This is a genomic window from Candidatus Phytoplasma citri (assembly GCF_002009625.1).
Taxonomy (GTDB): Bacteria; Bacillota_I; Bacilli_A; order Acholeplasmatales; family Acholeplasmataceae; genus Phytoplasma; species Phytoplasma citri.
In genome coordinates, this window is the sequence record NZ_MWKN01000047.1 from 1 (window position 1) to 12,773 (window position 12,773).

The following is a 12,773-nucleotide window of genomic DNA, read 5'->3' on the forward strand; positions in this document are numbered from 1 at the left end:
AAAAATTAAAAAATTTATATTTCAAAATTTAGCGAATTTAAATTTTACGTAATTTAGTAATATCAAGATTTCCAATTATATTAATATCAAGATTAACTACATTTTTACGCATAGCTATTTCAGAATATTTTTGACAATACAAAGGGATAATAGCATATTTATTAAATAAAAATTGATGGAAATCACGAACTTTTTGATCGTAACCGGGTTCATCAGAATTGGATTTTAAATCATTTAAATATTGAAAAATTTCTACATTATCTGATAATTGATGCCAATTCATAGAGCCTCCTTTTTCTTTAGGACCAAAAAAATAATTTAAAACATAATAAGGAGTGATATCTTCAAAATTTTCCGAAATCATTAAAATATCAAATTCACCTTTTTCTCCTTTATTAACTAATTCATTTAATTCTCTAACCTCATGCTTAATTTTGAAACCTTCTTTTTGTAAAAAATCAGTAATACGACTAGCATAACGATAAGATATAGGAGATGTTGCGTTAATACTAAAAAACATTATCTCTTTATCAGAACCAGGCTTTTGACTTTGACAAGAATTATCGAAATTAGGTTCCGCTAAATAACCCATCATACGAGAATCTGACACACTATTAACGACTTGATAACGTGCTGAATCTTCACCTAATTGATTTAAAAATTTTTGTTTTTGTTCTGGACTTAATGCCTCGGCAATACTTCGACGTTCTTCTAAAGATAATTTTTGACAATTTAAAAATAAATAGGTCATAATAAGTGATTCTGGTTTAATAATTTGCAAATCAGAATGACGAGATAAATCTTTTGATGAAGTTTTATCAAGAGCAACAAAAGATACATCAATATCACCTTTTTTAAGATGCATATTTATAGTTTGAATATCAGGAATATAACAAGCTTTTATTTGTCGAATATTACTTTCAATATAATCATTTTTTTTATAATAATCATTAAAACGTTCTAATTTAATATTATTATTATCAAATTCTTTTAATTGAAATGGACCCAAACCGATTCGACGATTAGGAATTGTAGAATCTTCTCCTTCAAACAAAATAATAGGAACTTTGCTTAAATGATGATAATTTAAAGGATCTTGATCATCCGTAAAAAGAATAAAAAAACAATTTTTATCATTATTATCTAATTTGATATCTCGAATAAACCCGGAATGTTCACCGCCTTTTTCTTTATTATAAATAACATTATTTACAATATCTTGATTAGTTAATAAGCGTCCATTATGGAATTTAATTCCTGGTATCAAATTACATTTATAATATCCTTTGAATTCGCCTTGTGTTTGTTTTAAAGGCATAGCATCAAGAAGACGAGGTTTATAATTTTTTGCATAATAATTATTTTCTTTCGAAGGATATGCTTTTATCAAATATTCATGAAACAAATCCCGAATATAACTATTAATAGTTGTATTAGATCCTTGTCCGAATATACCGAAACCATCTTGTACTGGAACTGTCAAACCTAAAGTTAAAATATGTTTATTATGTTTATTTTTTTCATGTAAATCATTATTTTGTTTATGATAATGTTTTAAAATAGTCCATGATAATATTATTAAAATAAAAATACTTATTATCAAAGTAATAATTTTTTTATTTTGCAAAAACCGAAAATATATTAATAAAAAGATACTTAAACTTCCTAAAAAAATAGCAATTAAAATCCAAATCATATTATTTTTACAATTTTTTCCCTTATTAATTTACAAAATTTTAAAAAATAAAAAATTTAATAAAATAATATAAATATTTTTATTAAATGTTTTTAAACTAAAAAATATTTATAACTAAAAATTAATATACCCGAATACCACTCTATGCTACAAATAACCATTTATCTATATAAATTAATTTTTAATTAATTTTTATAGATTCATAACTTATATTATCACAATAACTTCACATCTGCAATATAATAGGAATTCCTAATAATTTTAATCCTTCTTCTAAAACTATACAAATACTTTTAATTAATACAATAAGTCCTTTTTTTAATTCCGAATCAGAATTTAAAATTTTTTCTTGTTCATAAAAATAATTAGTATATTTTGATAATTTAAATAAATAACGAGCTAATAAACTAGGCATATTATTTTTAATAATTTTTTCTAAAATAACAGGAAAATGATCTAACAATTTAACAATAATAAAATAGTAATCCTTTTGGAAATAATTAGTTAAATATGACCAATTTAATTCATTCAAATTAATATTAAATTGAATTTTGATCATAATTGATTTTAAACGTACCAAAGTATATTGCAAATAAGGTCCTGTATTACCTTCAAACTGAATCATATTTTCTAAATTAAAATCGATATTTAAATGACGATCATTTTTTAAATCATTAAAAAAAATTGCACCAATAGCAATTTTTTCTGCTATTTTATTTATATTTATTCTAGATAAATTTTTATTTCTTGCTTTAATAATTTTTTCAATCTTATTTCGAGCATGATTAATAATATCTATTAATTTATAATCTTGATGTTTTCGAGTAGAAATTTTAATTTTATTTAAACAAATTAAACCAAAATTAACATGTTGAATATCAAAATCATATCCCATTTGTTTCATAATTGCAATTAATTGTTGATAATGTAATTTTTGCTCATTGCCTACCACATATAACATTTTTTGGAAATTAAATTTTTGAGCACGATACAGTAAACAAGCTATATCTCTAGTTAAATAAAGAGTACTACCGTTATCTTTTTGAATTAAAGCTGAAGGTATATCTTTTAAAGGAAAAATATAGGCTTTTTGATCAAAAATAATTAATTTTTGTTGATATAAATTTTTAACTAAGCGCAAAGCTTTTTGGTGATAAAAAGATTCCCCTATATAAAAATCAAATGAAATACCCAATAATTTATAAATTTTTCGAAATTCTTTTAAAGAAATACGCCGAAACCAACGCCATAATTTAAATATTTGTTCATCTTTTTCTTCTAATTTTTTAAAAATATTTTTAGCTTCTGAATGAAGAATATTATTATTTTGTGCTCGTTTATGGAACAAAATATAAAGTTTTTGCAATTCATCAATAGGATTATTCAAAATTAAATTTTCTTTACCCCATTTTTGATAAGCTAAAATCATTTGGCCAAATTGAGTGCCCCAATCTCCTAAATGATTAATACTAATAGTTATAAAACCTAACTTACGATAAATATTTTTTAAAGCATTACCGATAATAGTTGAACGTAAATGCCCAATAGAAAAATTTTTCGCAATATTAGGAGAAGAATAATCCAAAATAACCACCTGATTATTACTAGACTTTCGAGCATAATCAGAAGATAATTCATAAATTGAACTTAAAATTTGTTGACTAATGAAACCTCTTTGTAATTTAATATTTAAAAAGCCATTAACAAAGTGAACTTCTGATACTTCTGTTAAACTTAATAAAATTTTTTTAAAATCATTAAAGATCTTTAATAAATCATTATTCCATTGTTTCTGATAGATAAATAAAGGCAAATAAAAATCCCATAATAAATCTTTATCATAATATTTTACTATAGACTTAATATTAAATTTTGCATTTAAAATATTAGTGATTTGGGTTTGCACTTTTTGCAAATACATAAAAAAATTCTCCTAATTTTTTTGAAAAAATCATTTAATTTAATATTAAAGTTAATATTATATTTGAAAAAAAGAAAATTATATTTAAAATATCCTCTATCATGATAGTTTAAATATAATTAATTCTTCAATAAAAAATTATTCTAAAAACTTAATAAATTCCTTAAATTTTTGAGGCAAAGGAATATCAAATTGTAATCTTTTTCCTGTCCAAGGATGATTAAAATATAATTTTTTTGCGTGTAAAAGTTGAGACGAAACCGAATATTTTTTGGAATTATATAAATTATCCCCTATAACAGGATGCTTTAAATAACTTAAATGCACACGGATTTGATGAGTACGTCCTGTTTCTAGTGTAATTTCTAAAAGAGAATAATTATTAATTTTTTTTAAAGTATTAAAGTGTGTAATAGCTATTTTACCTTGAGAGGCTACAGACATTTTCAAAGGATTACGATGATCTCTTTTAATAGGCAAAATTATAGTACCTTTTTGATCTAAAAAACCTTCAATTAAAGCATAATATATTCGTGTAATACCTTTATTTTGTAATAATTGTTGCATTTTCTCAACTACTTCTATTGTTTTGCCTACTAAAATCAAACCTGTAGTATCTTTATCTAAACGATGAATAATGCCCATGCGTTCGCTCAAAGGCATTTTAATAAAATCTTTAATTTGATACAATAAACCATTAATTAAAGTAACACCCCGAAAACTAACTGAAGGATGAACTATCAAGTTAGCAGGTTTATTAATAACAGCTAAATATTGATCTTCATAAATAATTTCTAAATTCAAATTAATAGGAGATAAAAAATTAGATTTTTCAATTAATGTAGATAAATTTATCGTGACTATATCTTGACTCTTTAAAAGATTGCTCTTTTTAACTAAAGCATTATTAACTAACACTTGATAATGAGCAATTAATTTTTGAACTTGATTTTTAGTCAACCCAATTTTAATAGTAACAAAATCATCTAAACGAACTCCATTAAATTTTGTTTCTACAATAAATTTTTTTATCATAAAACCTAAGTCCCAAAAATAATAAATTCTTAATTATATTTATATAAATCTAACATTAATTCATAATAAATATTATTATTAATTATTAGATTTTTTCGATAAATCTTCATTTTTAGTTTTTTTATTATCAGAAATATCATCGGAAGATTCATTATTATTAATAACATCAGAATTATTGAATTTATCATTAGAAGATTCTCCAAGAGTATCATTATGATTTGATAAATCATCTATATTTTCATTAAATGTATCATTAGATGTGGCTCCAGGAGTATCATTTTGATTTTGTAAATGCCCTAAATTTTCTTTTTGTTCTTGATCAAACCAACTCAATTTACCTGTTAAATATATTTCCGAAACATCTTTAGTGACTAAAGTTTCTATTTTTAATAAATATTTAACCAAATTGTTTACAAAATTTTTATGCTTTAAAAGAGTTATTTTAGCTAATTGATAACATTCATTAATAATATTTTTCACTTCTAAATCTATCTCCGAAGCTTTAGAATCTGAAAAATTTCTTTCAGATTGACTAAATTGAACTAAACCTACTTTACTCATCCCATATTTAATTACCATTGTTCTAGCAATATGACTAGCATGATCGAAATCAGCATATGCTCCATTAGAAATATCATCTAAAAAAATTTCTTCTGCAGCTCGACCACCTAAAGAGATCGCAATATTAATAATTAATTTTTTTCTTGACTTAAAATTAGAACTTTCGCTATCAGGAGAAATAATATTATATCCACCAACAGAACCTCTCGGAATAATAGTAATTTTACGAACTTTTTCGATATTATCTAAAACAACAGCTAAAACACCATGACCCGCTTCATGATATGCCACTAATTTTTTTTCTTTTTTAGATAAAAAATCTTTTTTACGTGTAGAGCCAATTAATATACGATCAATAGCTTCATTAACATCTTGAGGTTCTATAGTTAAACTACGACGACGTACCGCTAATAAAGCAGATTCATTTAAAACTCCTTCTAATTGAGCTCCACTAAAACCAATAGTTTCTTCAGCAATTTCATTTAAATTAACTTCTGGACTAAAACGTTTATTTTTAGCATGTAATTCTAAAATAGCTCTACGATCTCTTGCGCTTGGTAAATTAATAGTAAAACGACGATCAAATCTACCGGGTCTTAAAATCGCTGAATCTAACATTTCGGGTTTATTAGTAGCAGCTATAACAATAATTTCTGTATTCGAGTTAAAACCATCCAATTCTACTAATAATTGATTTAAGGTATTATCATGTTCTGAATGATAACTACGAGTACCCCTTTTATGAGCTAAACTTTCTACTTCATCAATAAAAATAATACAAGGAGAATGCTGAGCAGCTTTTTGAAATAAATTACGCACACGAGAAGCCCCTACTCCTACATATTTTTCCACAAATTCCGATCCAGAAGTCGCAAAAAAAGCTACTCCCGCTTCTCCCGCTACAGCCTTAGCTAATAAAGTTTTTCCAGTACCAGGAGGTCCAGATAATAAAACCCCTTTAGGAATACGGGCTCCCATATCTTTATATTTTTTCGGATATTTGAGAAAATCAATAATTTCTTGCATCTCGATTTTCTCTTCAGAAAATCCAGCTATATTTTTAAAAGTAATATTGCTTAGTAAATCGGCTTGATCTTTTTTACCAATATATTTTTCACCCATTTGTTCAAAAAATTTATTAGTAGTAGATTTGAATAAAGAATATAATAAATAACAACTAATTAATGGCAAAATAAAACCAATAGCATCAACTAAAGGACCAAATCCTAAATAAGGAGGATCTGTATGAGGATTATCTAAAATTTTTTGATAAGAAGAATCATTTTGAGACTTGTCTACAATAATATCGATAATTTTATGATAAATTTTATCAGATACAGAATAATATGTGATTATTTTTTCTTTACCTACAAAATTATCAGAAGTATCTAATATTTTAACTTGTAAATCATATAAAGTCGGTATACTACGAACTATTTTTGGTTTAATTTCTTTAATTTTAACATTCTTTTTCGGATTTTCTAAAACATTTATCAATTCCATAACATGATTAGGTTGTTTCATAATTTGGTCAAATATATTATGCATAGACATAATTACTCCCAAAAATCCTATAATACCTATCAAATGCCAAATAGTAATATGTTGAAAATATTTTTTGTAAAAATCGATCATAATTTATTATTCCTTTTTTATAACATTTTTATATTATGTCTCAAGAATGATTTTTAATAATAATTAATTTTTAATTATATCTGTTCCTAAATATTTTTGTAAAACTTTAGGCACAATAACACTACCATCTTGATTTTGGTAATTTTCTAAAATCGCTGCCATAGTTCTACCTATAGCTAAAGCCGAACCATTTAAAGTATGTACCAATTTACCTTTATCTTGTAAATGCGTTTTAAACTTAATATTAGCTCTACGTGATTGAAAATCTTCCGCATTGCTAATAGAAGCTATTTCACAATACTTTTGTTGACTAGGTAGCCATACTTCGATATCATAAGTTTTACTCATACTAAAACCTAAATCACCAGTGGATAACATCATAATACGATAAGGTAATTGTAATTTATCTAAAATAACAGTAGCATCTTTTAACATATTATCCAAAACCATATAAGATGTTTCTGGTTCTACAAATTGAATTAATTCAACTTTATTAAATTGTTTCTGTCTCCAAATTCCTTTAGTGTTTTTACCAGAAGATCCTGCTTCCTCGCGAAAACAAGTAGTGTAACTAACATATTTAATAGGTAATTTTTTAATATCTAAAATTTCTTGACGATGCAAATTAATAGTAGGAACTTCAGCTGTCGGATTTAAATACCAATTATACTTATTTGATTGTAATTTAAAAACATCTTGAGAAAATTTAGGCAATTGACCTGTAGCGAACATAGATTGTTGATTCACTATAAAAGGCGGTATTACTTCAAAATATTTATTAGACACATGAGTATCTATCATAAAATTAATTAAAGATCTTTCCAAACAGGCTCCTAATCCTTTTAAAACGACAAATTTACTACCAACAATTTTAGAAGCTTTTTGAAAATCTAAAATATTCAAACTTACCCCTAATTGAAGATGATCTTTGATAACAAAATCATAGCAACGAGGTTTAATAATAGAATGACATACCTCTATATTATCAGCTTCACTCTCTCCCGTTGGAACACTTTCGTGAGGAATATTAGGTAAGCAATACAAAATATTAATAAATTTTTCTTCAAGTATCTTTAAACTGTTTTGTAATTTGTTTAAATTTTCTTCATGATGGATATTATCATCTAGAATACTTTCTGAATTTTGATTAATCAATGATCTATTAATTTTTGGACGAGAAGATTGATTCTTGAAATATTTTATACTTTCGATTTTTTGTAAAAGTTGATTTTTAGATTTATATAAAACAATTAATTGGTCCAATAAATCTTCATTAACAAATCGATTTTTCAATTTATTCTTCACTAAGTCTATATTTTTAAGTATAAATTTGATATCTAACACGACTTATAAAACCTCTTTGTGCTATCGATTAATTAAATAAATTTTTTTAATAAAAATTTAATTTTTTTCATAAACAAAGATATAAATTAACTAATGGATATATTATTCAAAGTAATAGCGGCGTTTCTTTTCTTTCTGTTTACATAATTTCCTACATAAATACCTTTAGACAAACCTTTATCTAATTTTTTGCAAACTATACTATAATATACAGAAGCTTCACGAAAATCTTTAGCATTTTTTAATTTCTTAAAATAAGTTTTAGTAGACGATTTGAAATCACTATTACGTAATCTACGTTTATTATTAGTAATAATTCTTTTTTTTTGTTGTTTAATATTTGCCATTTACATAAATTCCTTTTTTAAATTTAGATTATTTAAATATTTTTTCATTATTAAAATTATAAAATTTTTTTCGAATTGAAAAAACGTCTATGCTACATTATATATTAATAACATTCGTTTTTTATTAGTTTTTGTTTTCAATATTTATATAAAATCATTAAATTTTATTTAAAATATTTCTCCAGATAAAAGAGAAAAATATAATTAATTTTTTTATCTATAATGAAAATATTAAATTTAACAAAAACATATTTCAACGTATACATATCCTATTATAACATTATTAAATATTATTGAATTAAAGAAAAAAATTTGTTAGAATAAAAATGAAAAATTTATTAAAATAAATAAATTTAATTATATAAATTTATATTAAAAATTTATTTATAAAATTAATGATAAGGAGATATACAAGATAGTATGTCATCAATAATTAAAGATTTATTATCTATTCCAACAATTTTAGATTTAGATAAAAGATTACCTAAATCTGATTTATGGGATTGCAAAGATTATTATTTACTTATCATGGATTTACCAGGTTTTACTAAAGAACAAGTGAAAATTTCCGTTAATGAAGGCCGTTTAACTATTGAAGCAGATAATCGTTGTCCACAAACAAAAAAATCACAATCTGTAAATAAAAATGATTCTACAAAAGAAAATAATTCCTCAAATGATTTTTGTTGCTCAATGGATAATTGTTCTGATTGCGAAATATTATATCAAGAAAGATTTTATGGCAAAATAGAACGCACCTTTAATTATAACTTTATACACTTAACTAGCGTAAAAGATATTGAAGGTAAATTAGAAAACGGATTATTAACACTTAAAATTAGTAAAAAAACACAAATCCAACCAAATCAAGAATTTGTACAATTAAAATAATTTATATAAAAAAATAAAATAAAAAAAATTCAAAAATTTATGTTTTTGAATTTTTTTATTTTTTTATATAAGATTTTTTTATTTCAAATTAATTAATTTAAATAAATTCTTTTAAAATTTTTTTTGTATACATTAATTCGTCTCTATGTTTTAAATCTTGACGTTTATCATATTTTTTTTTACCACGAGCTAAAGCGATTTCTAACTTAAACAAATTACGTTGATTAAATATTTTAACAGGAATTAAAACAAAATTATGAGTTTTTATTTTATTTTTAATTTGTAAAATTTCTTTTTTTTTAAGTAACAGTTTCTTTTTTCTATTATCGATATAATCAAAATCATTACTACAAGAATATTTAGTAATTTTCATATTAATAACAAATAATTCATTATTATCAAAACAAACATAAGAATTATCTAAATGAACTTGACCTAAACGAATGGATTTCACTTCGTTACCTAAAAGTTGAATACCAGCTAAATACTTTTTATCCAAAAAATAATCATAATTAGCTTTTTTATTAAAAATAATTTTTTGTTTCATAAAATACCTAAAAAAATATTACTTATCGAAATTTAACCAAAAAAAATATCAATTATTAAAAAAAATTATATAAATTGATTTATATTTTTTTTATTATTATATACAAAATTCAATATTTAAAACCTATATATTCGTTATAATATAAATTATCAATAATCTTTCAATAAAATATTTATATCATTTTTTATTCAGAAATAAATATCAAAGATAAACAAATTAATTTTGTTATCTTTTACTATATTTTAACAAAGCTTTTTCAACAATGAATACTGCTTCTTGAAAATCTTCTATTTGTTGAATTTTAATAACTTTCTGTTCTAAATCTTTATAATGTAACAAAAAATGTTCTATTTCTGATAATAAAAATTTTGGTATATCTGATAAATTAACATATTTTTGAAACATCAAATCTTTTACAGGAACAGCAATAATTTTATCATCTTGTTGACCATTATCTAACATACGAATAACTCCAATGGGACGACATTCAACTAATATCATTGGATCTAAAATTTCTTGAGTTAAAACAAAAACATCTAAAGGATCATTATCGTCGCATAAAGTTAAAGGAATAAAACCATAATTAGCCGGATAAACAAAAGCTGTGTTTAAATAACGATCTAAAATTAAATAACCAGTTTCTTTATCTAATTCATATTTTTTTTTACTACCACGAACAATTTCTATAAAAACTAAAAAATTATGACCTGATAATCTATCAGAACTAATTAAATTAAAGTTATTATCCATTCAATACCTACCATTTTAATTTTATTAAGCATCAATTAATTATAATTTTTATTTATTGTTTACTCAAGCCAAACGAGCATTAAAAAAAGCTTTTTTATGTATTGATAAAGTTTTCTTATATAAAACATTAATATTTAAATGATGAAAAAAAGAATTATAAAAAATTTGTTGTTTTTTATCTGTTCTTAAAATTAATAAATGATCGATAGGTTTAATTTGTTCAATATTATTTTCATCTTGAAAAATTTCATAAAAATTTAAATAAAAATCACTTAATTGTTCATTTTTTTCTAATTTAAATAAAAAACCTAAAGTCTTATGTCCTGCATCATTTGTAATATCCAAATTCATTTCATATAAAGGTTTTATACGTTGAGTATTAATCGAATAATTAACTTCAAAAAGACTTGGAATAAATACGCGACTAAAACTTAATAAAACATTAAATAACAAATTACGATCTAATTCATCAATATCACTTAATTCATGAATTTTCTCTAATAAATTATTAACAGACACTTTCATCGATTCTTCATCAGAATCAGAAATTTCCATTAAATGTTTAATATAAATAACTAAATGTTTTCGGAAATTATCTACATCAAAATTTTCATCTCTAAGATTAATAATTTCATGAATTAATTCTAAAACTGAATAACCTTTAACTTGACAATTACAAAACGAAATATTAACAGAAATTGCTTTATCTAAATCTTGAGAAGATAAATAAAAATAACCTAAATTAGGATTTTTTTTTAATAAACGATAAAAATCTAAAGCTACCAACGAAACTTTTTCATATTTATCATCGATAAATTCTTCTTTAATGCCTGATAAATTTAAACACTTAAATAAACAATTTATCTTAGATAAATTAGCATCAAAAGTACCAAATAAAATTTGTTTAAAATTAAACCATTCAAAAAAAGAAGCACAAGGAACAGTTCTAACATTTTTTAAAGCATAAAACAATCTCATTCGTTTAGAAAAAAAAGAACCTAAATCGTGTTTACAACTAAGTAAAAAAAATTGATTAGGCAAAGACTTGTCATGAGATAATAGAGAAATTTCCATTTCAGCTTTATTATTATCAGATAATGTAGATATTTCGGTTTCATCGACATTTTGATTAGCTAAAAAAGGTTTTAAATTAGGAAAATTTTTAAGTTCTGATTTATCCAAAAATGTTGTTAATTCGATAGTTTCTAAAGGTTCTGATGATTTTTCCATCGCTTTAACCAACAAAAATTTAATATTAATAATTAATAATATTGAAACTAAAAATAATATAAATTTACAAAATAAATATTTATTATTATTTTGATGCAAAAAAAATATTTTTGACTTCAAATTTAATTTTAGACTCTCTTCTAATCAAAAATAAAATTATTATGGCGGCTCCGGGCAGAATCGAACTGCCGACACGAGGCTCTTCAGGCCACTGCTCTACCGACTGAGCTACAGAGCCAAAATTGGCGGTCCGAACGGGAATTGAACCCGCGATCTCCTGCGTGACAGGCAAGCATGTTAACCACTACACCATCGGACCATAAAATTTGGTTGCGGGAGTAGGATTCGAACCTACGACCTTCGGATTATGAGCCCGACGAGCTACCAAACTGCTCTATCCCGCGATCTTTAAATACTACAAATAATTGGCGGAGGAAGAGGGATTCGAACCCCCGCGTCTTTGTAGACCTTCCAGTTTTCAAGACTGGCCCCTTCAACCGGACTTGGGTATTCCTCCAAAATATGCTTTGGTGGACCCGGTAGGATTCGAACCTACGACCAACCGGTTATGAGCCGGTGGCTCTGACCAGCTGAGCTACAGGTCCATACTCATATCATTAAATATCAAATTTAATGGTAGCGGTAAAGGGATTTGAACCCCTGACCTCACGGGTATGAACCGAGTGCTCTAGCCAACTGAGCTATACCGCCTCTAAAAATACGGATAGATTAATTGCGTTTTATGCAGCGATTTTTATTTGCTGTTTTATTTACAATCAGCCCCCGTCCAAACCTAGTAAATTACTTTCTTCTTTC

10 protein-coding genes and 6 tRNA genes are annotated in these 12,773 nt (G+C 24.3%); 1 reads left to right on the forward strand and 15 read right to left on the reverse strand.

What is annotated here, in order from left to right; translation table 11 throughout:
• Positions 1 to 37 precede the first annotated feature (37 nt).
• The 6 genes from B2G44_RS01565 to rpsT form a co-directional block, all read right to left on the reverse strand.
• On the reverse strand, positions 38 to 1,696 hold the full coding sequence (locus B2G44_RS01565; protein WP_078123102.1) for an ABC transporter substrate-binding protein: 1,659 nt from the start codon (positions 1,694 to 1,696) through the stop codon (positions 38 to 40).
• A gap of 226 nt (positions 1,697 to 1,922) precedes the next feature.
• Positions 1,923 to 3,617 (reverse strand): arginine--tRNA ligase, encoded by a 1,695-nt coding sequence (gene argS, locus B2G44_RS01570; RefSeq protein ID WP_078123103.1) that lies wholly within the window; start codon positions 3,615 to 3,617, stop codon positions 1,923 to 1,925.
• Between the two features lie 138 nt (positions 3,618 to 3,755).
• A complete protein-coding gene (locus B2G44_RS01575) occupies positions 3,756 to 4,652 on the reverse strand; it encodes an RluA family pseudouridine synthase (protein ID WP_180372471.1) in 897 nt (298 codons plus the stop codon).
• Between the two features lie 78 nt (positions 4,653 to 4,730).
• The gene (locus B2G44_RS01580) at positions 4,731 to 6,848 is read right to left on the reverse strand and encodes an ATP-dependent metallopeptidase FtsH/Yme1/Tma family protein (protein ID WP_078123104.1); all 2,118 of its coding nucleotides are present in this window, start codon (positions 6,846 to 6,848) and stop codon (positions 4,731 to 4,733) included.
• 63 nt (positions 6,849 to 6,911) lie between these two features.
• On the reverse strand, positions 6,912 to 8,192 hold the full coding sequence (gene serS, locus B2G44_RS01585; protein ID WP_078123105.1) for a serine--tRNA ligase: 1,281 nt from the start codon (positions 8,190 to 8,192) through the stop codon (positions 6,912 to 6,914).
• An 86-nt stretch (positions 8,193 to 8,278) separates the two neighbouring features.
• Complete coding sequence (gene rpsT, locus B2G44_RS01590) at positions 8,279 to 8,539, reverse strand: 30S ribosomal protein S20 (protein ID WP_078123106.1); 261 nt, start codon at positions 8,537 to 8,539, stop codon at positions 8,279 to 8,281.
• 420 nt (positions 8,540 to 8,959) lie between these two features.
• Here rpsT and B2G44_RS01595 point away from each other — a divergent pair, with 420 nt between their 5' ends.
• Positions 8,960 to 9,430: an Hsp20/alpha crystallin family protein gene (locus tag B2G44_RS01595; protein ID WP_078123107.1), complete on the forward strand. Its 471-nt coding sequence runs from the start codon at positions 8,960 to 8,962 to the stop codon at positions 9,428 to 9,430.
• 97 nt (positions 9,431 to 9,527) lie between these two features.
• Here the strand turns inward: B2G44_RS01595 and smpB are convergent, their stop codons facing one another.
• The 9 genes from smpB to B2G44_RS01640 all read right to left on the reverse strand — a co-directional run bounded on the left by smpB (position 9,528) and on the right by B2G44_RS01640 (position 12,668).
• Positions 9,528 to 9,977 (reverse strand): SsrA-binding protein SmpB, encoded by a 450-nt coding sequence (smpB, locus tag B2G44_RS01600; protein WP_078123108.1) that lies wholly within the window; start codon positions 9,975 to 9,977, stop codon positions 9,528 to 9,530.
• Between the two features lie 225 nt (positions 9,978 to 10,202).
• On the reverse strand, positions 10,203 to 10,727 hold the full coding sequence (locus B2G44_RS01605; RefSeq protein WP_078123109.1) for an inorganic diphosphatase: 525 nt from the start codon (positions 10,725 to 10,727) through the stop codon (positions 10,203 to 10,205).
• Positions 10,728 to 10,790: 63 nt separating this feature from the next.
• A complete protein-coding gene (locus tag B2G44_RS01610) occupies positions 10,791 to 12,077 on the reverse strand; it encodes a hypothetical protein (protein ID WP_078123110.1) in 1,287 nt (428 codons plus the stop codon).
• A 42-nt stretch (positions 12,078 to 12,119) separates the two neighbouring features.
• A tRNA-Phe gene (locus B2G44_RS01615) sits at positions 12,120 to 12,195 on the reverse strand.
• A 5-nt stretch (positions 12,196 to 12,200) separates the two neighbouring features.
• A tRNA-Asp gene (locus tag B2G44_RS01620) sits at positions 12,201 to 12,276 on the reverse strand.
• An 8-nt stretch (positions 12,277 to 12,284) separates the two neighbouring features.
• Positions 12,285 to 12,361, reverse strand: a tRNA-Met gene (locus B2G44_RS01625).
• Between the two features lie 22 nt (positions 12,362 to 12,383).
• Positions 12,384 to 12,474, reverse strand: a tRNA-Ser gene (locus tag B2G44_RS01630).
• Between the two features lie 11 nt (positions 12,475 to 12,485).
• A tRNA-Ile gene (locus B2G44_RS01635) sits at positions 12,486 to 12,562 on the reverse strand.
• A 29-nt stretch (positions 12,563 to 12,591) separates the two neighbouring features.
• Positions 12,592 to 12,668: transfer RNA gene (locus B2G44_RS01640), tRNA-Met, on the reverse strand.
• Positions 12,669 to 12,773: the final 105 nt, after the last annotated feature.

Excerpts from the sequence above, each read along its gene's own strand:
- B2G44_RS01565 (WP_078123102.1), bottom strand. The coding sequence starts at position 1,696 with ATGATTTGGATTTTAATTGCTATTTTTTTAGGAAGTTTAAGTATCTTT.
- argS (WP_078123103.1), bottom strand. The coding sequence starts at position 3,617 with ATGTATTTGCAAAAAGTGCAAACCCAAATCACTAATATTTTAAATGCA.
- B2G44_RS01575 (WP_180372471.1), bottom strand. The coding sequence starts at position 4,652 with ATGATAAAAAAATTTATTGTAGAAACAAAATTTAATGGAGTTCGTTTA.
- B2G44_RS01580 (WP_078123104.1), bottom strand. The coding sequence starts at position 6,848 with ATGATCGATTTTTACAAAAAATATTTTCAACATATTACTATTTGGCAT.
- rpsT (WP_078123106.1), bottom strand. The coding sequence starts at position 8,539 with ATGGCAAATATTAAACAACAAAAAAAAAGAATTATTACTAATAATAAA.
- B2G44_RS01595 (WP_078123107.1), top strand. The coding sequence starts at position 8,960 with ATGTCATCAATAATTAAAGATTTATTATCTATTCCAACAATTTTAGAT.
- smpB (WP_078123108.1), bottom strand. The coding sequence starts at position 9,977 with ATGAAACAAAAAATTATTTTTAATAAAAAAGCTAATTATGATTATTTT.
- B2G44_RS01605 (WP_078123109.1), bottom strand. The coding sequence starts at position 10,727 with ATGGATAATAACTTTAATTTAATTAGTTCTGATAGATTATCAGGTCAT.